At 66.2% G+C, this 22405-nt stretch carries 25 protein-coding genes; 22 read left to right on the forward strand and 3 right to left on the reverse strand.

Going from position 1 to position 22405, the window contains the following annotated elements:
• Positions 1-15 precede the first annotated feature (15 nt).
• The 15 genes from gad (at position 16) to WBB07_RS15895 (ending at position 11954) form a co-directional block, all read left to right on the forward strand.
• Positions 16-1398 carry a glutamate decarboxylase gene (gad, locus tag WBB07_RS15825; protein ID WP_526309309.1) on the forward strand — a complete coding sequence of 461 codons (1383 nt, stop codon included), beginning with the start codon at positions 16-18 and terminating at the stop codon, positions 1396-1398.
• 36 nt (positions 1399-1434) lie between these two features.
• Positions 1435-2583, forward strand: coding sequence for an alanine racemase (gene alr / locus WBB07_RS15830; protein WP_526309311.1), 1149 nt, complete (start codon positions 1435-1437; stop codon positions 2581-2583).
• A gap of 22 nt (positions 2584-2605) precedes the next feature.
• Positions 2606-3691 (forward strand): alpha/beta fold hydrolase, encoded by a 1086-nt coding sequence (locus tag WBB07_RS15835; protein WP_526309402.1) that lies wholly within the window; start codon positions 2606-2608, stop codon positions 3689-3691.
• Complete coding sequence (tsaE, locus tag WBB07_RS15840) at positions 3684-4151, forward strand: tRNA (adenosine(37)-N6)-threonylcarbamoyltransferase complex ATPase subunit type 1 TsaE (protein ID WP_526309313.1); 468 nt, start codon at positions 3684-3686, stop codon at positions 4149-4151. Before WBB07_RS15835 ends, tsaE begins: the two co-directional genes overlap by 8 nt.
• Positions 4148-4786, forward strand: coding sequence for a tRNA (adenosine(37)-N6)-threonylcarbamoyltransferase complex dimerization subunit type 1 TsaB (tsaB, locus tag WBB07_RS15845; RefSeq protein ID WP_526309315.1), 639 nt, complete (start codon positions 4148-4150; stop codon positions 4784-4786). Before tsaE ends, tsaB begins: the two co-directional genes overlap by 4 nt.
• Positions 4783-5262 carry a ribosomal protein S18-alanine N-acetyltransferase gene (rimI, locus tag WBB07_RS15850; RefSeq protein WP_526309317.1) on the forward strand — a complete coding sequence of 160 codons (480 nt, stop codon included), beginning with the start codon at positions 4783-4785 and terminating at the stop codon, positions 5260-5262. Before tsaB ends, rimI begins: the two co-directional genes overlap by 4 nt.
• Positions 5259-6281, forward strand: a complete 1023-nt coding sequence (tsaD, locus tag WBB07_RS15855; RefSeq protein ID WP_526309319.1) for a tRNA (adenosine(37)-N6)-threonylcarbamoyltransferase complex transferase subunit TsaD — start codon at positions 5259-5261, stop codon at positions 6279-6281. The genes rimI and tsaD overlap by 4 nt, the downstream gene beginning before the upstream one ends.
• Complete coding sequence (locus tag WBB07_RS15860) at positions 6278-6727, forward strand: nuclear transport factor 2 family protein (RefSeq protein WP_526309321.1); 450 nt, start codon at positions 6278-6280, stop codon at positions 6725-6727. Before tsaD ends, WBB07_RS15860 begins: the two co-directional genes overlap by 4 nt.
• A gap of 166 nt (positions 6728-6893) precedes the next feature.
• The gene (gene groES, locus WBB07_RS15865; RefSeq protein WP_068915716.1) at positions 6894-7196 is read left to right on the forward strand and encodes a co-chaperone GroES; all 303 of its coding nucleotides are present in this window, start codon (positions 6894-6896) and stop codon (positions 7194-7196) included.
• An 82-nt stretch (positions 7197-7278) separates the two neighbouring features.
• Positions 7279-8904, forward strand: coding sequence for a chaperonin GroEL (gene groL, locus WBB07_RS15870; protein WP_526309323.1), 1626 nt, complete (start codon positions 7279-7281; stop codon positions 8902-8904).
• A gap of 435 nt (positions 8905-9339) precedes the next feature.
• Positions 9340-9612: a DUF1883 domain-containing protein gene (locus WBB07_RS15875; protein ID WP_526309403.1), complete on the forward strand. Its 273-nt coding sequence runs from the start codon at positions 9340-9342 to the stop codon at positions 9610-9612.
• 237 nt (positions 9613-9849) lie between these two features.
• Positions 9850-10125 (forward strand): hypothetical protein, encoded by a 276-nt coding sequence (locus tag WBB07_RS15880; protein WP_526309325.1) that lies wholly within the window; start codon positions 9850-9852, stop codon positions 10123-10125.
• Positions 10126-10351: 226 nt separating this feature from the next.
• Positions 10352-10582: a hypothetical protein gene (locus tag WBB07_RS15885; RefSeq protein ID WP_526309327.1), complete on the forward strand. Its 231-nt coding sequence runs from the start codon at positions 10352-10354 to the stop codon at positions 10580-10582.
• Positions 10579-11439 (forward strand): 8-oxoguanine DNA glycosylase OGG fold protein, encoded by an 861-nt coding sequence (locus WBB07_RS15890; protein ID WP_526309329.1) that lies wholly within the window; start codon positions 10579-10581, stop codon positions 11437-11439. Before WBB07_RS15885 ends, WBB07_RS15890 begins: the two co-directional genes overlap by 4 nt.
• A 182-nt stretch (positions 11440-11621) precedes the next feature.
• Positions 11622-11954 (forward strand): hypothetical protein, encoded by a 333-nt coding sequence (locus tag WBB07_RS15895; protein ID WP_526309331.1) that lies wholly within the window; start codon positions 11622-11624, stop codon positions 11952-11954.
• A 184-nt stretch (positions 11955-12138) separates the two neighbouring features.
• On the opposite strand, the gene WBB07_RS15900 is transcribed toward WBB07_RS15895, so the two are convergent.
• A complete protein-coding gene (locus WBB07_RS15900) occupies positions 12139-12639 on the reverse strand; it encodes a nuclear transport factor 2 family protein (protein WP_526309333.1) in 501 nt (166 codons plus the stop codon).
• An 83-nt stretch (positions 12640-12722) separates the two neighbouring features.
• Here WBB07_RS15900 and WBB07_RS15905 point away from each other — a divergent pair, with 83 nt between their 5' ends.
• Complete coding sequence (locus tag WBB07_RS15905; RefSeq protein ID WP_526309335.1) at positions 12723-13691, forward strand: DUF4349 domain-containing protein; 969 nt, start codon at positions 12723-12725, stop codon at positions 13689-13691.
• A gap of 79 nt (positions 13692-13770) precedes the next feature.
• Here the strand turns inward: WBB07_RS15905 and WBB07_RS15910 are convergent, their stop codons facing one another.
• Positions 13771-14061 (reverse strand): WhiB family transcriptional regulator, encoded by a 291-nt coding sequence (locus WBB07_RS15910; protein WP_526309337.1) that lies wholly within the window; start codon positions 14059-14061, stop codon positions 13771-13773.
• Between the two features lie 427 nt (positions 14062-14488).
• On the opposite strand from WBB07_RS15910, the gene WBB07_RS15915 reads away from it, so the two are divergent.
• From WBB07_RS15915 to WBB07_RS15925, 3 genes are all read left to right on the forward strand, one after another.
• Positions 14489-15253, forward strand: coding sequence for a hypothetical protein (locus tag WBB07_RS15915; RefSeq protein ID WP_526309404.1), 765 nt, complete (start codon positions 14489-14491; stop codon positions 15251-15253).
• Positions 15254-15397: 144 nt separating this feature from the next.
• On the forward strand, positions 15398-15976 hold the full coding sequence (locus WBB07_RS15920; RefSeq protein ID WP_526309339.1) for an RNA polymerase sigma factor: 579 nt from the start codon (positions 15398-15400) through the stop codon (positions 15974-15976).
• On the forward strand, positions 15969-17180 hold the full coding sequence (locus tag WBB07_RS15925; RefSeq protein WP_526309341.1) for an anti-sigma-D factor RsdA: 1212 nt from the start codon (positions 15969-15971) through the stop codon (positions 17178-17180). The genes WBB07_RS15920 and WBB07_RS15925 overlap by 8 nt, the downstream gene beginning before the upstream one ends.
• 16 nt (positions 17181-17196) lie before the next feature.
• Here WBB07_RS15925 and WBB07_RS15930 read toward each other — a convergent pair whose 3' ends face one another.
• A complete protein-coding gene (locus WBB07_RS15930; RefSeq protein WP_526309343.1) occupies positions 17197-17601 on the reverse strand; it encodes a DUF5319 family protein in 405 nt (134 codons plus the stop codon).
• A 294-nt stretch (positions 17602-17895) separates the two neighbouring features.
• Between WBB07_RS15930 and guaB the strand changes: the two genes are divergently transcribed.
• The 3 genes from guaB (at position 17896) to WBB07_RS15945 (ending at position 22394) form a co-directional block, all read left to right on the forward strand.
• Entirely contained in the window at positions 17896-19374 is a 1479-nt protein-coding gene (gene guaB / locus WBB07_RS15935) for an IMP dehydrogenase (protein WP_526309405.1), read from the forward strand.
• 22 nt (positions 19375-19396) lie between these two features.
• A complete protein-coding gene (locus WBB07_RS15940) occupies positions 19397-20524 on the forward strand; it encodes a GuaB3 family IMP dehydrogenase-related protein (protein ID WP_526309406.1) in 1128 nt (375 codons plus the stop codon).
• Between the two features lie 133 nt (positions 20525-20657).
• Positions 20658-22394: a GMC oxidoreductase gene (locus WBB07_RS15945; RefSeq protein WP_526309407.1), complete on the forward strand. Its 1737-nt coding sequence runs from the start codon at positions 20658-20660 to the stop codon at positions 22392-22394.
• Positions 22395-22405: the final 11 nt, after the last annotated feature.

Consider the following 22405-nt stretch of genomic DNA (forward strand, 5'->3'; position numbering starts at 1 on the left):
AATCGGAAGGACACCATGCCGCACATCAACCGTGCTTCGTCATCGATCGCCCCGGCGTACACCGGGCGGTTGTTCACCGCCCCGATCCCGTCGCTGCGGTTGCCCGACGAGGCGATGGAACCATCTGCGGCCTACCGCTTCATCCACGACGAGCTGATGCTCGACGGCAGCTCCCGGCTCAACCTCGCCACCTTCGTGACCACGTGGATGGATCCCGAGGCCGAGAAGTTGATGGCAGAGACGTTCGACAAGAACATGATCGACAAGGACGAATACCCGGCGACGGCGGCGATCGAGCAGCGCTGCGTGTGCATGGTGGCCGACCTGTTCCACGCCGAGAACCTGCGCGACGACGATCCCTCCACCGCGGTCGGGGTGTCCACCGTCGGCTCCAGCGAGGCCGTCATGCTCGGTGGGCTGGCCCTGAAGTGGCGCTGGAAGGAACGTGTCGGCGACAAGTGGAAGAACAGAACTCCCAACTTGGTGATGGGCGCCAACGTCCAGGTGGTGTGGGAGAAGTTCTGCCGTTACTTCGAAGTGGAGCCGCGCTACCTACCCATGGAGGAGGGGCGCTACGTCATCACCCCGGAGCAGGTGCTCGAGCACGTCGACGCCGACACCATCGGGGTGGTGGGCATCCTGGGTACCACCTACACCGGTGAGCTCGAACCCATCGCGGAGATCTGCGCTGCCCTGGACAAGTTGGCCGCCGACGGCGGACCCGACGTACCCGTGCACGTGGACGCGGCCAGCGGCGGCTTTGTGGTGCCGTTCCTGCATCCTGAAATCGAGTGGGACTTCCGGCTGCCGCGGGTGGCGTCGATCAACGTCAGCGGCCACAAATACGGGCTGACGTATCCCGGCATCGGTTTTGTGGTGTGGCGCAACGCCGATGCGCTGCCCGAAGATCTGGTGTTCCGGGTCAACTATCTCGGCGGTGACATGCCGACGTTCACTTTGAACTTCTCCCGGCCCGGCAACCAGGTGGTAGGCCAGTACTACAACTTCCTGCGGATGGGCCGCGCCGGGTACGGGCAGGTGATGAGCTGTCTGTCCCACACGGCCCGCTGGCTCGCCGATGAGCTGGAAAAGAGCGAACACTTCGAGGTGATCTCCGATGGTTCGGCGATCCCGGTGGTGGCGTTCCGCCTTGCCGGTGACTTCGGTTACACCGAGTTCGACGTCTCGGCGGCGCTGCGCAGCTACGGCTGGCAGGTGCCGGCCTACACCATGCCCGAGGGTGCTGAGAACGTTGCGGTGCTGCGGGTGGTGGTCCGGGAGGGCTTGTCCACCGACCTGGCCCGCGCGCTCAAAGATGACCTGATCGAGGTGCTCGCCCGGTTGGACAAGCTGCAGCCGCGTGGCAACTTCGACGACGTGCAGCACTTCGCCCACTGACCGGCTGGACTCACGAGTCTGGGACAATCTACGACGGTGAACACAACCCGGACCCCCTTGGTCACCCCGTGCGCGGAGGTGGATCTCGACGCGATCTCGCACAACGTGCGGATCCTTGCTGGGCACGCCGGTGCGGCGGCGGTGATGGCCGTGGTGAAAGCCGACGGTTACGGTCACGGCGCCGCGCCGGTGGCACGTGCTGCGCTGGCCGCCGGCGCAGCCGAAATCGGGGTGGCCACCGTCGGGGAAGCCCTGTCACTGCGCCGGGACGGCGTCACCGCCCCGGTACTGGCGTGGCTGCATCCTCCGGGTACCGACTTCGCGCCGGCGCTGGCAGCCGACGTGCAGCTCGGTGTTTCCTCGCTCGCCCAGCTCGACGGTGTGCTCGATGCCGCCCAGCGCACCGGCGTCAGTGCAACCGTGACAATCAAGGTCGATACCGGGCTGAACCGCAACGGGGTGCCTGCCGACGAGTATCCGGCGCTGCTGGCGGCATTGCGGCGCGCGGTGTCCGATCAGGCAATCCGGGTGCGCGGCATCATGAGCCATTTGGCCTGTGGTGACGATCCGGAGAGCCCGGTCAATGACATGCAGCGGGAACGGTTCACCCAGATGTGCGCGCTGGCCCGCGCGGAGGGGGTGGACTACGAGGTAGCCCACATCGCCAACTCGCCGGCCACCGTCGCCCGCCACGATCTGGCGTTCGACATGGTGCGCCCGGGGATCGCGGTGTACGGCCTGAGTCCGATTCCCAGTCGGGGAGATTTTGGTTTGCTCCCGGCGATGACGCTGAAAGCGCCTGTGACGCTGGTGAAGTCACTCAAGGCCGGCGAGGGTGTGTCCTACGGTCACACCTGGGTGGCCGACCGTGACACGACAGTGGGCCTGATTCCGCTGGGCTATGCCGACGGCATCTTCCGTGCGCTGGGCGGACGGATCGAAGTACTGATCAACGGTGTACGACGTCGTAATGTCGGCCGGGTCTGCATGGACCAGTTTGTCGTCGACCTCGGGACTGCTGACGTTGCGGTCGGTGACGAGGCGATCCTGTTCGGGCCCGGTGGATCCGGCGAGCAGACCGCCCAAGATTGGGCGGACATCGCCGGGACCATCAACTACGAAATCGCGACGAGCCCACGAGGACGGGTGGTTCGCAGCTACCGCGGGGGTGCCGGCGTTGAGTGAGTCCGACGCCGAGAAGGCGCTGATGCGGCGCCGCGGTTGGCTGGCCGGCGCCACCGGACTGGGTGCGGTCGGCGCGGTGGCGGGGGCCTCGATTGCCAGATCCATGACCCGCCGCGAGCTGGTCCAGGATCCCTACACCGCCGAGGACTTTGCGCTGCTGGAGGCTGACCGCGGCTGCGTTGTCACCACACCCGACGGCGTTGACCTGGTGGTGCGTGAGGTGGGTCCGGTGGATGCGCCGGTGACGGTGGTCTTTGCGCACGGGTTCTGTATGAACATGGGGGCCTTTCACTTTCAGCGCCGTGAACTCAGTCTCGCGTGGGGTGACCAGGTGCGGATGGTGTTCTACGACCAGCGCGGTCACGGCCGGTCCGGATGGGCATCGCCGAGCACCTACACCGTCGAGCAGCTCGGACGGGACCTCGAGACCGTGCTGGTGACCATGGCGCCCAAGGGCTCCGTGGTGCTGATCGGGCACTCGATGGGAGGCATGACGGTGCTCTCGCACGCCCGCCAGTTCCCCCGCCGGTACGGCCCGCACATTGTCGGTGCGGCCATCATTTCCTCAGCCGCCGAAGGACTTTCGCGGTCACCTCTTGGTGAGATCCTGCAGAACCCGGCGCTGGAGGCGGCCCGATTTGCGGCACGCTACGTCCCGGGGTTGGTGCATCGTGGCAGGGGAGCGGTGCGCTGGGTCTTGGCGCCGGTGCTGCAGGCGGCGTCGTTCGGCGATGACAGGGTGAGTCCGACGGTGGTCAAGTACGCCGAGGAGATGATCCACGACACTCCGGTGCCGACCATGGTCGGTTTCCTGCATGCCCTCGGTGTGCACGACGAGAGTGCGGCCCTGCCGGTGCTGGCCAAGATCCCGACGCTGATCGCCTGCGGTTCCAAGGACGTCCTGACCACAGCTGAGCACTCCGAGGAGATGGCCGCGGAGCTGCCGAAAGCGGAACTGCTGATTGTCGGTGGCGCAGGGCATCTGGTGCAACTGGAACAGCCGGACCCGATCGACGAGGCGTTGGTGCGACTGGTGGACCGGTCCACTCCGAGCACGCTGGTGGCGCGCACCCGGCAGCTGAAGCAACGGGCACGTCCCCGTGGCTGAACTCGATGCGGGCACTGCGGAACTCGCCGGCCCCGACGACACCCTGGCGCTGGGTCGCCGGCTCGGCGCGGGGTTGCGCGCCGGCGACGTGGTGGTGCTCTCCGGTCCGCTGGGTGCGGGAAAGACGTTGCTCACCAAGGGGATCGCCGAAGCGATGGATGTCGACGGACCGATCACGTCGCCGACCTTTGTGTTGGCCCGGCTGCACCGCGCTCGCCGCCTGGGCGCGCCCGCCCTGGTGCACGTCGACGTCTACCGGCTACTCGATCATGCCGCCGCCGACCTGGTTGCCGAGCTGGACTCGCTGGACCTCGACACCGACCTCGACGATGCTGTGGTGGTGGTGGAGTGGGGTGAAGGGCTGGCCGAACGCCTCTCCGATCACCACCTCGACGTTCGGCTGGAACGTCTCACCGATTCCGAAGGCCGCACCGCGGTGTGGCAGTGGAGTGGAACATGACTCGCACCGTGTTGGTTCTGGATACCGCCACCCCGGCGGTCACTGCCGCCGTCGTCACCGTCGGTGACACCATCGTCACGCTGGCGCAGCGCCGCATCGTCGACCCTCGCGCGCACGCTGAGACGTTGACCCCGAATGTCCTTGCCGCCATTGAAGACAGTGGCCTGACCATGGCCGATCTGGATGCGGTGGTGGTGGGCGTCGGGCCGGGTCCTTTCACTGGATTGCGGGTGGGGATGGCCAGTGCGGCCGCCTACGGTCATGCCCTGCAGATCCCGGTGTTCGGCGTGTGCAGCCTCGACGGCATCGGTGGGGAGTTGCCCGGGGAGTCGTTGGTGGTCACCGATGCCCGTCGCCGCGAGGTGTACTGGGCCCGGTACCGCGACGGTGTGCGTGTCGACGGACCCGCGGTCGCAGCACCCGCCGACGTGGTGACGGGTGCGGCGGCGGTGGTCGCCGGATCGCCGGCCCACGCGGGGCTGTTCGGTTTGCCGGTGTCGGGGCCCGAATATCCAGTGCCCGCCGGACTTGTTGCCGCCGTTGCGGATTGGGACGTCGAACCGCAACCGCTGGTGCCGCTGTACCTGCGGCGCCCGGATGCCAAATCGTTGGCCGAACGGCAGGCTGGACGGTGACCGCCGGCCCGGTGGTGTTGGGCCTGCTGACCCCGGCTGACGCACAGCGCTGCGCCGAGTTGGAGGAGACGTTGTTCCCGGGCGACGATCCGTGGCCCGCTCAGGCGTTCCTGCAGGAGTTGGCCGCCGGCCACAATCACTACGTGGCCGCCCGCGCCGACGGCCGCCTGGTCGGCTACGGCGGGATCGCCCGACTGGGAAACGATGCGCCGTTCGAGTACGAGGTGCACACCATCGGAGTCGACCCCGCCTGTCAGGGCCACGGTATCGGCCGACGGCTGCTCGCTGCACTGCTGGAACGCGCCGATGCCGACGCCGCGGCGGTGTTCCTCGAGGTCCGAACCGACAACGTCGCTGCGATCACCTTGTACGAGACGACGGGCTTCACGACCATAGGTTTACGTAAGCGCTACTACCAAGGCAGCGGCGCCGATGCCTACACCATGCGCCGCGAACCCCCAGGAGAGTCCGAATGACGGTGATCCTCGCGATCGAGAGTTCCTGTGACGAAACCGGCGTCGGTATCGCCAGGCTCGAGGACGGCACCGTCACCCTGCTGGCCGACGAGGTGGCCTCCAGCGTCGATGAGCACGCCCGGTTCGGCGGGGTTGTCCCCGAGATCGCGTCCCGGGCGCACCTGGAGGCGCTCGGGCCGACCATGCGCCGGGCCCTGGCTGCCGCCGGCATCGAACGCCCTGACGTGGTGGCTGCCACCATCGGCCCCGGGCTGGCGGGGGCGTTGCTGGTCGGGGTGGCCGCCGCCAAGGCCTATGCCGCCGCCTGGGGGGTGCCGTTCTACGGGGTAAACCATCTGGGCGGGCACCTGGCCGCCGACGTCTTCGATCACGGCCCGCTACCCGAGAGCGTCGGTCTGCTGGTTTCGGGTGGGCACACCCACCTGCTGCATGTGCGGTCGCTGGGTGAGCCCATCGTCGAACTCGGCACCACCGTCGACGACGCGGCGGGGGAGGCCTACGACAAGGTGGCGCGGCTGCTGGGGCTCGGGTACCCCGGCGGCAAGGTGCTCGACGACCTGGCCCGCACCGGCGATCGGCAGGCCGTCGTCTTCCCGCGCGGGATGACCGGGCCGCGCGATGATCGGAATGCGTTCAGCTTCAGTGGACTCAAGACCGCTGTCGCCCGGTACGTGGAGTCTCATCCGGACTTCGACACCGCCGACGTGGCTGCGGGCTTCCAGGAGGCCGTTGCCGACGTGCTGACGATGAAGGCGGTGCGCGCCGCGACCGATCTGGGCGTCGACACCCTGCTGATCGCCGGTGGGGTGGCCGCCAACTCCCGGCTGCGGGAGCTCGCGGAAGAACGCTGCGCGGCCGCCGGGGTGACCCTGCGGGTGCCGCGACCACGGTTGTGCACCGACAACGGGGCCATGATCGCCTCATTTACTGCGCACCTGATAGCCGCCGGGGCGGCCCCGTCGCCATTGCACGTGGCCAGCGATCCCGGCCTGCCCGTCGTCCAGGGGCAGGTCGCGTGAGTGCTTCCGACAAGTTGGAGATCGCCGAACTGCTGTACCGCTACGCCGAGCTCATCGACGCCGGGGATTTTGTCGGGGTGGGTCAGTTGCTGGGACGCGGCGAGTTCATGGGCGTGGCGGGCGCCGAGGCCATCGCTTCGCTGTTCGTGAACACCACCCGGCGATATCCGGACGTCGGCAACGCACCGCGCACACGCCACCTCGTCCTCAACCCGATCGTCTCGGTGAACGGCGACAACGCCACCGCACGGTCGACGTTCTGTGTGGTGCAGCAGACCGAAACCGTGCCCTTGCAGCCGATCGTGGTGGGCCGGTACGCCGATACATTCGGCCGCGACGACGACGGCTGGTACTTCACAGAACGGCTGGTCGATGTGGAAATGGTGGGGGACGTCTCGGCCCACCTGATGATGAACCTCCGGGGACTGGGCACACCCAAGCCTTGAGCGCTAGCACTCGCGTGTATAGAGTGCTAGATGGCAGACGGACACCCCCTGTGTCGGCACCCGCGACGACGGCGCGAGGGTGTGACCGATTGCCGAACACCTGAAATACCAAACCTTGGTTCGGGTACCGCCCGGGCCGCATCAACATGAGTGAAGGGGCTCCATCGTGGCGAGCGTGAACATCAAGCCACTCGAGGACAAGATCCTCGTTCAGGCCAACGAGGCCGAGACCACGACCGCTTCCGGTCTGGTCATCCCCGACACCGCCAAGGAGAAGCCGCAGGAAGGCACCGTCGTCGCAGTTGGCCCCGGCCGCTGGGATGAGGATGGCGAAAAGCGGATTCCCCTGGACGTGTCTGAGGGCGACGTCGTTATCTACAGCAAGTACGGCGGCACCGAGATCAAGTACGGCGGCGAGGAGTACCTGATCCTGTCTGCTCGCGACGTGCTGGCTGTCGTCTCCAAGTAAGCGACCGTGACCGCCCCGGCTATCCCCGCACCCTGTGTGCGGTGGATGTCCGGGGCGGCGCGCGTATTCAAGGGAAAGACCTATGAGTAAGCAGATCGAATTCAACGAAACTGCGCGTCGCGCCCTGGAGGCAGGTGTCGACAAGCTTGCCGACGCCGTGAAGGTGACCCTCGGCCCCCGCGGCCGGCACGTGGTGCTCGCCAAGGCGTTCGGCGGCCCGGTCGTCACCAACGACGGTGTGACGATCGCCCGTGAGATCGACCTGGAGGACCCGTTCGAGAACTTGGGTGCCCAGCTGGTCAAGTCGGTTGCCACCAAGACCAACGATGTTGCCGGCGACGGCACCACCACCGCTACCGTTCTGGCGCAGGCACTGGTCAAGGCCGGTCTGCGCAATGTGGCGGCTGGTGCCAACCCGATCGCGCTCGGCCTGGGCATCGGCAAGGCCGCTGACGCGGTCTCCGAGGCTTTGCTGGCTGCCGCCACCCCGGTGTCGGGCAAGACCTCGATCGCACAGGTCGCCACCGTCTCTTCGCGGGACGAAGAAGTGGGCGAGCTGGTCGGCGAGGCCATGACCAAGGTTGGTAGCGACGGTGTCGTCACTGTCGAGGAATCCTCGACACTGAGCACCGAGCTCGAGGTCACCGAGGGGGTGGGCTTCGACAAGGGATTCCTGTCGGCCTACTTCGTCACCGACTTCGACTCGCAGGAAGCTGTGCTCGAGGACGCGGTGGTGCTGCTGCACCGCGACAAGGTCAGCTCGCTTCCGGACCTGCTGCCGCTGCTGGAAAAGGTGGCCGAGGCAGGCAAGCCACTGCTGATCATCGCCGAGGACGTCGAAGGCGAGGCGCTGTCCACCCTGGTGGTCAACTCCATCCGCAAGACGCTCAAGGCCGTCGCCGTCAAGGCGCCGTTCTTCGGTGACCGCCGCAAGGCGTTCCTCGAGGACCTTGCCATCGTCACCGGCGGACAGGTCATCAACCCCGACGTCGGTCTGGTGCTGCGCGAAGCGGGCCTGGACGTGCTGGGCACCGCCCGTCGCGTTGTGGTCAGCAAGGACTCCACCGTGATCGTCGACGGCGGCGGAACCAAGGAGGCCCTGGCCGGTCGCGTCTCGCAGCTGCGTGCCGAGATCGAGTCCACCGACTCCGACTGGGATCGCGAGAAGCTCGAAGAGCGCCTCGCGAAGCTGGCCGGCGGCGTGGCCGTCATCAAGGTCGGCGCTGCCACCGAGACCGCGCTCAAGGAGCGCAAGCACCGTGTCGAGGACGCGGTGGCGGCGGCCAAGGCTGCGGTCGAAGAGGGCATCGTCGCCGGTGGCGGTTCTGCTCTGCTGCAGGCCGGTGCGGTCCTCAAGGAACTGCGGGCGTCGCTGTCCGGTGACGAGGCCGTCGGTGTCGACGTCTTCGCCTCGGCGCTGTCGGCTCCGCTGTTCTGGATTGCGGCCAACGCTGGTCTCGACGGTGCCGTCGTGGTCAACAAGGTCTCCGAGCTGCCGGCCAACCACGGCTTCAACGCCGCCACCCTGGTCTACGGCGACTTGGTGGCCGACGGCGTGATCGACCCGGTGAAGGTGACCCGCTCTGCGGTCCTCAACGCCGCTTCGGTGGCGCGGATGATCCTGACCACCGAGACCGCTGTTGTCGACAAGCCGGCTCCGGTCGAGGATGACGGACACGGGCACGGCCATCACGGCCACGCTCACTAGTTCGTAGTTCTGCAGTTCGAAGACGCCCCCGGCCGTGAGGCCGGGGGCGTTCTCGTCGCTAGCGTCTGTTTTCAGCAAAGCTGAATGGCGACACGCCCGAACGTATGTTCTAAGCGAAAAACTTAGAATGGGTGCTTGTTGATGTTGCTACCTGCTTGTTTGTCCCGTTTGCCTCGATTGAGGTGGGTTGGGTGCCGCGAAAATGGGGCGCGGCACATCTTGTGCCACTTCGCGTCGTCGGCCACTAGGGGTAGTGTCTGAAGCGCGACAGCGCCGAAATCCCAACGCGGGAGGTTGTCCACCCGGTTGGGGTCTCAGTTGGTTGCATTGCCTAGATGCGCTGCCGACTGTAGCTCAACCGCCTGGGTCCGTCCAAAGAACGGGAATCCACCAGGTTGTGGCGGGCGGCAACGAGTGCTGTCGTGGGAAGAAACCATGCAATTCTCCACTGCCGACCTTGGCAGCCTCTCCGCTGGATCTGTTGTTCACGTCGCCATCCGTGGTGGCGGGCCTAATGTACGGATCTTCGACAGCTCGAACTTTCGAGCATTCAAGTTCGGTCAGCGAGCTACTGGCTACGGTGGCCACGCGCGGCGGTCGCCGGTGTCAATCCAGGTTCCGCATTCCGGCCACTGGCATCTGGTGATCGACTTTGGCGGCCTCCCCGGTCGTGCGAGCTTCGAGTACCAGGTGGTCAACGCCGCGTAGCAATCCTGCAGGGGGACCGGATTCGCCCAAGCGGCTCCGGTCCCTCTGCTGGTTCGCCAGCATCCGTGCTTAGTCGTGAGTCAGCAGGATTCGGCGCAACTGCGCCACGTCGTCTGCGCCGATCACGTGCATGCGCCTTTGTCGAGTTGGTCAGTGTCGTCCCGGCCGCGCCTGTCTGAGCAGCTTGCTATTCTCCCCCGAGCACGACGAACAACAAGTTCACAGGGGGAATCCAGCATGACTCAGTCGTCGCCAGTGCCAGGGTGGTATCCGAAAGGGGACGGAAGCTTCCGCTACTGGGATGGAACGACTTGGCGGGACGCCCCGCCAACTCCTGATACCAAGCCGAAGCTCAACGCCTTCTTCGTCATGCTGGCGGTGCTCTCGGCCTTGCCGACGGCGTTCTTCGGGCTGGGGTACGTCCTATCCGAGGCTCAGTCGAACATCCACGGATTCCTCTTCCTCTGGTCTGCCGCCTGGACATACGTGTGGTGGTCGCTGCGTCATCGCTGAGGGGGCCACTGTGCGATGTCGCTTGGTAGTTGGTAGGCAGCGCCGTCCGGGATGTCGCTCGCTCGGAGCTGGCGTTTGCACCCTGCCTCCCCATTCGCCTTTGCGATCCACTGTTGTTGCAGCACAGGACATCTGAGTACCTCAGCCGTTGGCAGGGGTCTCTCGACTGTGTCGGGGTCTTGCCGTCCCAGCCGGGAACACCCCCACCGCCACCGAAGGAACTCAGATGAATCGCTTAATCGCCTCTGTTGCAATCGCTCTCGTTGCAACCGTCGGGGCATCACCTGCTGTTGCCGCAGCCCAGATCGAGGAAGACGAGCACGGTTTCTCCTACGTCACATATGGAAGCGAGATCTGCGGACCAGTCAACGCAGACGGTACTCAGGCCGGCCAGTTGATCGCGTGGCCGTACGAGATCGTCCCGGCGTGGTGCTCTGACATCTGCCTCGGCGCGTGAGCGACCACGACTGGCACCACCCCGTCGACAGCAGCCGTATCGAGCTGGCCGATGTCGACATCGCCGACGAGTTCTTCACCCGCGTCGAAGTCCTTCACGTTCATAGGGGTGATGCCCAGGGTGCAGGCGCTGGCCTAGCGACACCGCAGGTTGATCTTGCTGCGAAGCGTCGGTGCGTTGCTGCGTACTCCGCTCATACTGTCACGGGGGATGACGTACGGGCCTACGACGACTGGGCAAAGTATCGGTCGGAGTGGTGGACGCGATACTTCACAGGAGAGTTGAGTTACTTCTGGCCAACGCAACTGGATCAGCCGGAAATAGACAACAACGGGTATCGCTGGTTCTCACGTAGCGATGTATTCGCCCTGGCCGCCACTGAATCCGAACACCGCGAACTGCACACGGCTGTCGCGGCGTATGTCTGGGGCCTGGGGGAGAACGCCTACTCCATTGGGCGCCTCGTGCGCGCCTTCACCACCAACGCAGACACCGTAGAGGACAACCTGCGAAAGTCGGCTTCAATCCTGGAGAGTGACGGCGCGGTGGCCGCGTACCAGTCAATGCTGCGCGGCGGTGAGGCTCAGACCAAGTTCATGGGTCCGGCTTACTTCACGAAGTTCCTGTTCTTCATCGGCTACCAGAACTCAGCGGTGACCGGGCTGCGTCCATTGATCCTGGATAAGCGAGTCGCGACCGAGCTTCGAGCCCGAGGTGTATTCGGTCCCAAGGCTGACAATGCTGACTGGCCGAGCACCCTGTATGAGCGGTACTTGACCTACTGCCAGGACCAGAACCCCGCCGACCCTGAGGCTGCGGAGGCCGAGCTATTTATAGCGGGTCGCGCCGCAGACTAAGGCCGACCGAAGAATCTTCGCCGGCGGGTCACCGGAGTATGGCCTCGGCTGCCTGCTGCAGTCGCGGGCCGTTGAGCGGTAGCGGATCTGTCAGAGTCGTAGTCCGTGCCCGTATGGGGGTGGTGCCTGTCGCAGTCTGAGGCACCCTGCGGGCGTGATCTTCGGCGAGCATCGAGCGGATCATGTCCGCCGTCGACATCGCGGCCACTTCGTCGGCCTGGCGCTCTGCCTCCCGCTGCGCCAGACTGCCCGTTGCCATCGGCATCTGTGTGCTTGTCGTCATTGGGCTCGTGATGTCGATGCAATCGGTGAGCCTGTTGACGGGTACCGGCCCGGTGTGGACAGGCGTGGGGGTGGTGGGAGCCGATACGGCTGTCGCATTTTTCATGGGTGCCGCGAAGTGGGTACGCGGGCTTGCCGTCGTGCTGTTGGCGCTGTCGCTGTTTAACGCGTTCTACATGGAAAAGCAGCTCCACGACATGCGCACTGAGCTGTCGGAGGTGTTGAGGAACTAGCTGTTGCCCAGTTCGCGCGGCCAGTCATGGCCTCAGAGCCTGGCTTCCGGGGACCACTTCCGTTGGCCCGTGGATGTTTTCGCAGTATCGCGCATGTTGAATGCGGCCTCACGGATTCGCTTCGGCGACAAGCGGTCCCCGAGATCCGCAGGGGCGGAAGGTGTTCACCTCACTGCAGAAGGTCTCACACCGGTACCCGTTCGATCAGGTCATTGAGCGCAACAAGATCGAGGTAGGCCACCACCCGGGTCACCCGCTCGTTCTCCATGGTCATGAACCAGGCGTACTCGTTGACGTAGGGCTGGCCGTCTCGTGCCGTTGCGGTGCCGTGCCAGCGGGCCGCCACCTGATTGTCGTCGGCGACCAATTCCTGTACCTGGGCTCGGATTTCGCCGTTCAGCCGATCCACGATGGGTGCGGCGCCATTGTCGAGGAAGTCTTGTCGGCCGGTGTACGTCGACGGCGTGTCCGCGCGGGCCACCGTCCACTGCACGTCGTCGGCCAGGATCGCGTAAAAGGTGTCGTCCGCGCCGACACCGCGCGCGAATGCCTCTTGAATCAGTTGGACGTTGCGTTGTTCGACATCCGTGGTGGGTGCGGCGTGCGCGGTGGCGCCTGCGCCGAAGGCGGCGACTGTTCCCAATGCGGCGGCCAGCGCCCTGGTGGTCCATCGAATTGTGGTCATGGTTCGAAACGTAGTGATATCGATGCAGCACCGGCAGGGTGCAGTACTCCCATCCAGACGGGCCGAACAGCTAAGTTGCCGGTATGAGACAGAGGTGGGCTCAACTGGTCGCTGCAATCGCTGTGCTCGGAGCGCTGACGGCGTGTGCCGGTGGCTCCGATTCACCCGAATCCAGCGGAGCCGGCGGCGGTGTTGGCGAGAGCAGGGTCGCCGACAGCAGTGTCGCCGCCGCCGCGCCGATGCCGCAGAACGTCCCTGGGCAGGTTCCGTTCGAGAAACGGGACGTCGTCAAGACCGCGACGATGCGGATCACCGTCGCCGATTCGTCCAAGGCCGCCGACGACGCCGCGGTGCTGGTCGAAGACGTCGGAGGTAGGGTCGACAGCCGCACCGAAGATGCCGGTTCGGGAACCGGCCGGGCGCTCACCATGATCGTGCTGCGGGTCCCCGTTGCTGAACTCGACGGGGTGGTGCGTGACCTCAAGGATCTGGGCACCGTCGAATACGCCGAGACCACCTCCGAGGATGTGACGGCGCAGCGTGTTGATCTCGACGCACGCATCCGGGCGCTGCAGACCTCGGTGGACCGGCTGCTGGCGATCATGAATGATGCGCGCGATCCCGAAGCGCTGATCTCCGCCGAAAACGCGCTGTCGCAGCGGCAGGCCGATCTGGACAGTCTGCGGGCGCAGCGAGAAGCGCTCGGCGATCGCGTCGACTACAGCACTGTCAACGTCACCTTCACCGCCGAACGTATCGGCGGCCCGGCGCCGCAGCAGTACCAAGGATTCTCGGGGCAGATCCACCGAGGCTGGGACGGCCTGATCTCGGTGATCGGCAGCGGTGTTCTGCTCTTCGGGCTGGCGTTGCCCTGGCTTGCTGTCCTGGGTGTCGTGGCTGTCCTCTGCTACGGCCTGACCCGCTTGCTCGGCGGTCGGCAGCGTTCGCCGGTTGCGGCCGCCAAAGACGCCACCAACAACGCAGACAGCAACGGCGCCGACAAAAATGATGAGGAACCGGCAGCGGTGTCCGATCCGGAAACTCGGGGGTGAGACACCGCGCAGGCGACGACCGTACAAACAACAACACCCGGGCTCACGCTGAAGTCGGGTGTTGTGTCCTCGAAGGTGATCAGGCCGTGCGGCGGATACCGCGTTTCAGCAACATTTCGCGCTCGGACTCCGAGAGTCCGCCCCAGATCCCGTAAGGCTCACCGACGCCGAGGGCATGTGAACGGCATTGGGTGATCACGGGGCAGCGCCGGCACATTTCCTTGGCGCGCATTTCCCGCTGGGACCGGGCCCGGCCACGCTCCCCATCGGGGTGGAAGAACACCGAGGAATCGACGCCCCGGCAAAGTCCGTGCATCTGCCAATCCCAGATGTCTGCGTTGGGGCCAGGTAACTGCTGCGGCTGTGGCATTTGGAAAACCCCTCTCTCCGCGCACTTTTGGACATCGCGAGAGTTGTGGAACCGATCCGAGCGCTGTCGCCGATGACTACCCGTGAGGACAAAGTAGGTGTGCTTAGGAAACTCCGTCAATAGCCTGAAGATGTGCTTAACCGCATAGTCGCGGCGCGAGAATTAACACCGCGTTCATCCGTAGACGTGCTGGGCGGCGCAATGTGTGGTACTGGCCTGCCGGATGTTGCCGACGATCGGACAAAACAGCAGTTCGGATCGGAGCTCGGCGGGCTTTGAATTTCTAGCGCCCGCTCGGTAGTTGATCTCCCGGTAACTTCCCGACGACAAACTGTTAACCATCGCCGACGTAAAAAATCCAGTCCCCAGGATTGGTACCGTGCCGACGGTGACCTCGCAATCCGAGAGCTCGTCATCTCAGGAGGCGCTGCAGCAAGCGGCGTTCGGTGACGCGGTGCCAATGTGGCCGCTGCCGCCGGCGAAGACGCCGGTCCAACTCTGGTTGCGAGCAGTGGCCGCGGGTGGGCAGGGGCGCTACGCCAGCGCTCACACCGACCTGGCGCACCTGCGTCGACAGCTGCCACAGCACGGTCCGCCGGCATCTCTGGCCTACAGCACCACCGCGTCGCTGTTGCGCCAGCTGGGCTGGCATGACCGGGCCCGACACTGGGACAGCGTTGCGCTGCGGCTTTCCGGGGAGGACCCCGAGGCCCGCGGCGACGCGCTGGTGGGCCTGGCCGCCGACGCGCTGGGTGTCGGGAGGTTCGCAGTGGCGGCCCGCTTGCTCGCCGAAGCCGATCGCCTCGAAGGGGGGCCGGCCCGGCATCCCGTCAGGGTGGCCTGGGTCAGCGCCGAATTGGCGATGGTGATGGGCGAGGGTGCCGAGGCGGTGCGGCACGCCCGTCGCGGTGTCGAGCTCGCCACCGGCCTGAGCTCGCTGCGGCACCGGCTCAAGAGTGAAGTGGTGTTGGCAGCCGCCCAGTGCAGTGCCGGTGAACTCGGCGACGCGCGTGCCGTGGCGGACCTTGCGCTGACGTCCACCGCGTCAAGCGGCTTGGTGCCGTTGTCCTGGGCGGTCTCCAGTCTGCTCGGCGGTATCGGCAGCGCGCAGCGCTCTGCGGGTGAGATCGCCGAAATCCGGCATCAGGCCGCCCAGGAGATCCGGCAGCGCGGCGGTGTCTTCGCCGGTTGAGCGGGGAATTACGGCGACGCGCCGACGCCCCGACGGCTGCGGGGCGTCCCATCGGAGGAGCGGTCGCTATTGTTTAGCTGAGCCAATCAGCCGCGCTAGCCCGGTTCTCAGGTCCGGTTCGTAACGTTGGAGATACCGCCGTCGATGACAATTCCAGGAGAACGTCTCGACGCTGTCGTTGCTGAGGCAGTGGCCGGCGATCGGAATGCGCTCCGGGAAGTGCTGGAGACCATCCGCCCCATTGTGGTCCGTTACGTACGGGCTCGCATCGGGATCGCGGAGCGCAGCGGTCTCTCAGCTGATGACGTGGCTCAGGAGGTGTGCTTGGCCGCCATGATGGCGTTGCCGCGGTACCAGGATCAGGGACGACCGTTCCTGGCCTTCGTGTATGGCATCGCAGCGCACAAGGTAGCTGACGCACATCGTGCGGCAGGCCGGAACAAGTCTGACCCCACCGAGGTGGTGCCGGAGCGATTCAGTGTCGACGCCGGCCCCGAACAGCTGGCCATGAACTCCGATGCGGCCGCCCGGATGGAGGCGCTGCTCAAGATCCTCCCGGAGAAGCAACGCGAGATCCTGATCCTGCGTGTGGTGGTCGGGATGTCCGCCGAAGAGGTCGCCGAGGCCGTGGGTAGCACCGCCGGTGCGGTCCGTGTTGCGCAGCACCGGGCATTGGCGCGGCTGAAGACCGAGATCACGGCGACGGGATACGACTATGCCTGATTTCGGACGGGGCTCAGGCGCCGATTTTGGACGGGCACGCGACCCCGAATCCCTCGATGACATCGCACGCAGCGACCAGCTACTCGACGCCTTGGCCGGTGGTCAGCAGCGGGTACGCGCAGGTGACGCCGGGGAAGCGGAACTTCTTGCGCTGCTCGAAGGGTGGCGTGACGGTGTGCGTCGGCCCCCGGCCGGCGACCTGATCAACGAACGTGAAGCTGCCGCGGCGATACAGCGTGGGGTCGCAGCGCGACCTTCCGTGCACAAGGGCACCCGCAGGCATCTTGCCGCCGTCGGTTCGATCGCCGCTGCGGTGCTGTGTATCGGCGGCTTCGGTGCCGTTGTTGCCGGCGCCGGGCCGGGTGATTCGCTGTACGGCGTGCGGACCGCGTTGTTCGGTGAGCCACAGTCGGTGCGTGACGACCGGGTGGCACTGGCAGCTCAGACCGAGATGGCAGAGGTTCAGCGGCTGATCGACCAGGGCGACTGGGAACAGGCGCAGCAGAAGCTGGAGACCGTCACCACTGCGGTGGCCGATGTCGGCGACGCGACGCGTCAGCAGGAACTTGTCAACGAGTGGTACGAGCTGAACAAGAAGGTGGAGACGCGCGATCCTGCCGCGACGCTGCCGCCGCCGGCCCCAGGTGAACCGGCATTGACGTTGCCGCTCCCCGTTGTCGAGGCGACGACGCCGACCACCCCGTCCTCGGAGGAGACGACTCCTCCGTCGGAAACGACGACGCCGCCGGGGGAGACCTCGGGCGAGACTCCCAGCCCGACGACCGAGCCGGGCTCGACAACTGAGCCGAGCCCGACCGCCGAGCCGAGCCCGACGACCGAGCCGGGTTCGACAACTGAGCCGAGCCCGGTGACCGAGCCGACGTCGTCGGTGCCGACAACCACAACGTCGGCGGCACCGACAACCACGACGTCGGCGGCACCGACAACAACGGCACCCACGACAACGGCACCGACCGTCACGACCACGACAACAACGACGGTTCTGCCGGCGCCGGCTGCCGAGGCGCCGGCGGCGGAGCCATCGGTGCCGAGTTCGACGATGGTGGAAGCAGAAACCGAGACGGTTTCGACGCCTGCGCAGGCTCCGACGTCAGTGCGTCAGGCGCCGTCGGTCACTGCGCCGACCACCACAACCGTGGTGCCGGACGGACCGGTCGAGCTGCCGATCCCGGAGGTCAATTGAGCTGACGGCTGCGCCGTCAGCGATATCCGTCACTCTCGGATGCTGCCTCGTTGAGTGAGGCGTCCGCGTAGCCACGGCAGTAATCCCACGTGACGTAGGAATCCGGTTCAGGATCGTAAGCGGGCTCATGGGGGCGGACCGTGCCGTCGATCAGGAGCTGCAGCAGGTTTGCCCGCAACATGTCCCAGTCGTGGTAGTGGTCTTGCTGGCATTCGTCGCAGCACACCACCAGACCGCGAATTCCCTTGTGCGCCAACAGTGCTTCATACACTGCAAGGTCGGCCAGATCCGCTTCGACCGCGGTCCGCTCCTGCGGGTCCAGAGGTTGCCCTGGCTCGATCGCATCGAGGGCCGACGAAGGGTCGGCGGGGTCATCGGCGAAGGGGTCGGGTGGCAAACCCGGAGGAAGGTGGTCGCGCACGCCTCTACAGTACGCAGCCGTCGCGGCATCGCGCTAGCTGATGACCCCCTGCGCGGCGCACACCCGAAGGGGTCACCGCGCCGTCCGGATCGCCGTGCTGAGCCGATAGGATGGGTACTTCACTCCGCATAGTTCGTGGAGGCACTGTTTTTCTTGGAGGCCCCACTGATGGCTCGACCTGTTTCCGATGCCGAGGGAACGTTTGTCACCGCATCTTCTGCTGAGCCCGCTGCTGTGCGCGGATTCAGCGAGGATTACGTGCCGACCGGCGGCGACGATCCGCACAAGATCGCCATGCTCGGTCTGACGTTCGATGACGTGCTGCTGCTGCCCGCGGCATCCGACATCATCCCGGCGACCGCCGACACATCCAGTCAGCTCACCAAGAAGATCCGGTTGCGGGTCCCGCTGGTCAGCTCGGCGATGGACACCGTGACCGAGTCCCGGATGGCGATCGCGATGGCCCGTGCCGGCGGAATGGGTGTGTTGCACCGCAACCTGCCGGTGGCCGAGCAGGCCGCCCAGGTGGAGACCGTGAAGCGCTCCGAGGCCGGGATGGTGACCGATCCGGTGACCTGCTCGCCGGACAACACGCTGGCCGAGGTGGACGCGCTGTGCGCCCGGTTCCGGATCTCCGGGCTGCCGGTGGTCGACGGTAAAGGCTCTCTTGTCGGCATCATCACCAACCGGGACATGCGCTTCGAGGTCGACCAGAACAAGCCCGTCGACGAGGTGATGACCAAGGCGCCGCTGATCACCGCGCGCGAGGGAGTCACCGCTGACGCCGCCCTGGGGTTGTTGCGGCGGCACAAGATCGAGAAACTGCCCATCGTCGACGGCAACGGCAAGCTGACGGGCCTGATCACCGTCAAGGACTTCGTCAAGACCGAGCAGCATCCCTTTGCCACCAAGGACAGCGACGGCCGGCTGCTGGTCGGTGCGGCCGTGGGTGTCGGCGATGACGCCTGGGTGCGATCCATGGCGTTGGCCGATGCCGGTGTCGACGTACTCATCGTCGACACCGCACACGCACACAACCGTCGGGTCCTGGAGATGGTCGGCAAGCTCAAGGCCGAGGTCGGTGACCGTGTCGAGGTGGTGGGCGGCAACGTCGCCACCCGGGCTGCCGCCGCCGCACTGGTCGAGGCCGGCGCCGACGCGGTCAAAGTTGGTGTCGGACCGGGTTCGATCTGCACCACCCGGGTGGTCGCCGGTGTCGGCGCCCCGCAGATCACCGCGATCCTGGAAGCCGTCGCCGTCTGCCGGCGTGCCGGGGTGCCGGTCATCGCCGACGGTGGCCTGCAGTACTCCGGGGATATCGCCAAGGCCCTGGCGGCCGGCGCGTCCACCGCGATGCTGGGATCGCTGCTGGCCGGAACCGCCGAGGCTCCCGGCGACCTGATCCTGGTCAACGGTAAGCAGTTCAAGAGCTACCGCGGTATGGGATCACTGGGCGCCATGCAGGGCCGTGGCGCGGCGGGCGGCGTGGGCAAGTCCTTCTCCAAGGACCGCTACTTCCAGGACGATGTGCTTTCCGAGGACAAATTGGTGCCCGAAGGTATCGAAGGTCGGGTACCGTTCCGTGGCCCGCTGTCCACGGTGATCCATCAGCTCACCGGTGGTCTGCGGGCCGCAATGGGCTACACCGGGTCGTCGTCCATCGAGCATTTGCAGCGGGCGCAATTCGTGCGGATCACCGCTGCGGGGCTCAAGGAGAGCCATCCGCACGACATCACCATGACCGTCGAAGCCCCGAACTACTACTCCCGCTAGGGGTCCATCACTGATGCGTGACATGGTCGAGATCGGCATGGGCCGGACTGCCCGCCGTACCTATGAACTCGATGACATCAACATCGTGCCGTCACGGCGCACCCGGTCGAGCAAGGACGTGTCGACGGCGTGGCAGCTCGACGCGTACCGGTTCGAGATCCCGGTGGTCAGCCATGCCACGGACGCTCTGGTGTCGCCCGAGTTCGCCATCGAGATGGGCCGTCTCGGCGGGCTCGGCGTGATCAACGGTGAAGGCCTGATCGGTCGGCATGCCGATGTGGAAGCCAAGGTGGCGCAGGTCGTCGAAGTTGCGGCAGCCGCCGACGATGACTCCGCATCGGTGCGGTTGTTGCAGCAGTTGCACGCCGCGCCGCTGGATCCGGAGCTGTTGGGTGCCGCCGTCACGCGGATCCGGGAGGCGGGCGTCACCACTGCGGTGCGCGTCAGTCCACAGCACGCCGCGGAGCTGACGCCGGCGCTGGTGGCCGCCGGTATCGACTTGTTGGTCATCCAGGGCAGCATCATCTCTGCCGAACGGGTCGCGTCCAATGGCGAGCCGCTGAATCTGAAGAAGTTCATCTCCGAGCTCGACGTGCCGGTGGTGGCCGGCGGTGTCCTGGACCATCGCACCGCGCTGCACCTGATGCGCACCGGAGCGGCCGGTGTGATCGTCGGCTACGGCTCCACCTGGGGTGTGACCACCAGCAACGAGGTTTTGGGCATCAGCGTGCCGATGGCGACGGCGATCGCCGATGCGGCCGCCGCGCGGCGCGAGTACCTCGACGAGACCGGTGGCCGGTACGTGCACGTGCTGGCCGACGGCGACATCCACACTTCCGGCGAGCTGGCCAAGGCGATCGCCTGTGGCGCCGATGCGGTGGTGCTGGGCACGCCGCTGGCGGCGTCGGCCGAAGCGCAGGGTGACGGCTGGTTCTGGCCGGCCGCCGCGGCGCACCCGTCGTTGCCCCGCGGCGCGCTGCTGCAGGTGGCCGCCGGGGAGCGGCCGTCGTTGGAGCAGGTGCTCAACGGCCCGTCCGATGATCCCTTCGGCTCGCTGAACCTGGTCGGCGGACTGCGGCGCTCGATGGCCAAGGCCGGTTACTGCGATCTCAAGGAATTCCAGAAGGTCGGTCTCGCGGTCGGCTCCTGATTGCCCGCCGAGCAGTCGCAAACTCGGGCTCTGCGACGTGAGATCACCCGAATTTGTGACTGCTCGCCGAAGAAAACTTTGCTTGTTACCGGCGGGTAGATTCATAATGTGACCCATGGCACCTGATTGCTCAATGACGCCGGACTACGACGTTCTGGTCATCGGATCGGGCTTCGGCGGCAGCGTCACGGCGTTGCGGCTGACGGAGAAGGGCTACCGCGTCGGTGTGCTCGAAGCGGGTAGGCGCTTCGCCGATGAAGAGTTCGCCAAGACCTCCTGGAACCTGCGCAAGTTCCTGTGGGCGCCGCAGTTCGGCTGCTTCGGAATCCAGCGCATCCACTTGTTGCGCAACGTGATGATCTTGGCCGGCGCCGGGGTGGGCGGTGGTTCTCTGAACTACGCCAACACCCTCTACGTGCCGCCGGAGCAGTTCTTCAACGATCCGCAGTGGAAGTCGATCACCGACTGGCGCGCTGAGTTGATGCCGCACTACGAGCAGGCCCAGCGCATGCTCGGTGTGGTCACCAACCCCACGTTCACCGATGCCGACCGCATCATGAAAGAAGTGGCCGACGACATGGGCGTCGGCGACACCTTTGTACCCACTCCGGTCGGGGTGTTCTTCGGGCCCGACGGCACCAAGACGCCGGGCAAGCGGGTGTCGGACCCGTATTTCGGCGGGGCCGGCCCCGAGCGCACCGGTTGCATCGAATGCGGTTCCTGCATGACGGGCTGCCGGTTCGGCGCCAAGAACACGCTACTGAAGAACTACCTGGGACTCGCGGAATCTGCTGGGGCGCAGGTGCATCCGATGACGACGGTGACCAGTTTCAGGCAACGGGGCGACGGGTTGTGGGAGGTGCAGACCGTGCGGACCGGCAGCTCGCTCCGTCGCCGCAAACGCACCTTCACCGCCTCCGATGTGGTGCTGGCCGCCGGCACGTTCGGTACCCAGAAGCTGCTGTTCAAGATGCGTGACACCGGTCGGCTGCCGGGCCTGTCGGATCAGCTCGGAGTGCTCACCCGCACCAATTCGGAATCGATCGTCGGTGCCGGCCGCCTCGAGGCGCGACCGGATCTCGACCTCACTCACGGCGTGGCCATCACCTCGTCGATCCACCCGACACCCGATACCCATGTCGAGCCGGTGCGTTACGGCAAGGGGTCCAATGCGATGGGTCTCTTGCAGACGTTGATGACCGACGGTTCCGGCCCCGGTGGTACCGATGTGCCGCGGTGGCGGCAGCTGCTGGACCAGGCCGGTGACAACCCGCGTCAGATGCTGCGGATGCTCAATCCGAGGCAGTGGAGCGAGCGCACCATGATCGCGTTGGTGATGCAGCACCTGGACAATTCGATCACCACCTATACCCGCAAGACCCGTCTGGGGTTCCGTCGGATGACCAGCAAACAGGGCCACGGCGAGCCGAACCCGACGTGGATCCCGGCCGGCAATGAGGTGACCCGTCGGATCGCCGCCAAGATCGACGGCGTGGCCGGTGGCACCTGGGGTGAGCTGTTCAACATCCCGCTGACCGCACACTTCCTCGGCGGTGCCGCCATCGCCGAAGATCGCGAGCACGGGGTCATCGACCCGTATCAGCGGGTGCACGGCTATCCGACCCTGTCGGTGGCAGACGGGGCGGCGATCTCGGCGAATCTCGGGGTCAACCCGTCACTGTCGATCACCGCGCAGGCCGAGCGGGCGGCGTCGTTGTGGCCCAACAAGGGCGAAGAGGACCAGCGGCCCAGCCAGGGTCAGCCCTACCGCCGGCTCGCACCCGTCGCGCCGCGTCACCCCGTCGTCCCCGAGAGCGCTCCGGCGGCGTTGCGGCACTTGCCTATCGAGCCGGTGACTTCGGCGGGCTGAGGTCCTCGGCG

Origin of the sequence: Mycobacterium sp. (genome assembly GCF_049647605.1) — a bacterium.
GTDB lineage: Bacteria > Actinomycetota > Actinomycetes > Mycobacteriales > Mycobacteriaceae > Mycobacterium.

Excerpts from the sequence above, each read along its gene's own strand:
- WBB07_RS15835 (WP_526309402.1), top strand. The coding sequence starts at position 2,606 with ATGCGGCGCCGCGGTTGGCTGGCCGGCGCCACCGGACTGGGTGCGGTC.
- WBB07_RS15905 (WP_526309335.1), top strand. The coding sequence starts at position 12,723 with ATGAGACAGAGGTGGGCTCAACTGGTCGCTGCAATCGCTGTGCTCGGA.
- gad (WP_526309309.1), top strand. The coding sequence starts at position 16 with ATGCCGCACATCAACCGTGCTTCGTCATCGATCGCCCCGGCGTACACC.
- tsaD (WP_526309319.1), top strand. The coding sequence starts at position 5,259 with ATGACGGTGATCCTCGCGATCGAGAGTTCCTGTGACGAAACCGGCGTC.
- guaB (WP_526309405.1), top strand. The coding sequence starts at position 17,896 with ATGCTCGGTCTGACGTTCGATGACGTGCTGCTGCTGCCCGCGGCATCC.
- tsaB (WP_526309315.1), top strand. The coding sequence starts at position 4,148 with ATGACTCGCACCGTGTTGGTTCTGGATACCGCCACCCCGGCGGTCACT.
- WBB07_RS15940 (WP_526309406.1), top strand. The coding sequence starts at position 19,397 with ATGGTCGAGATCGGCATGGGCCGGACTGCCCGCCGTACCTATGAACTC.
- WBB07_RS15885 (WP_526309327.1), top strand. The coding sequence starts at position 10,352 with ATGAATCGCTTAATCGCCTCTGTTGCAATCGCTCTCGTTGCAACCGTC.
- WBB07_RS15910 (WP_526309337.1), bottom strand. The coding sequence starts at position 14,061 with ATGCCACAGCCGCAGCAGTTACCTGGCCCCAACGCAGACATCTGGGAT.
- WBB07_RS15920 (WP_526309339.1), top strand. The coding sequence starts at position 15,398 with ATGACAATTCCAGGAGAACGTCTCGACGCTGTCGTTGCTGAGGCAGTG.
- WBB07_RS15945 (WP_526309407.1), top strand. The coding sequence starts at position 20,658 with ATGACGCCGGACTACGACGTTCTGGTCATCGGATCGGGCTTCGGCGGC.
- groL (WP_526309323.1), top strand. The coding sequence starts at position 7,279 with ATGAGTAAGCAGATCGAATTCAACGAAACTGCGCGTCGCGCCCTGGAG.
- WBB07_RS15875 (WP_526309403.1), top strand. The coding sequence starts at position 9,340 with ATGCAATTCTCCACTGCCGACCTTGGCAGCCTCTCCGCTGGATCTGTT.
- WBB07_RS15925 (WP_526309341.1), top strand. The coding sequence starts at position 15,969 with ATGCCTGATTTCGGACGGGGCTCAGGCGCCGATTTTGGACGGGCACGC.
- WBB07_RS15900 (WP_526309333.1), bottom strand. The coding sequence starts at position 12,639 with ATGACCACAATTCGATGGACCACCAGGGCGCTGGCCGCCGCATTGGGA.
- WBB07_RS15880 (WP_526309325.1), top strand. The coding sequence starts at position 9,850 with ATGACTCAGTCGTCGCCAGTGCCAGGGTGGTATCCGAAAGGGGACGGA.
- WBB07_RS15895 (WP_526309331.1), top strand. The coding sequence starts at position 11,622 with ATGTCCGCCGTCGACATCGCGGCCACTTCGTCGGCCTGGCGCTCTGCC.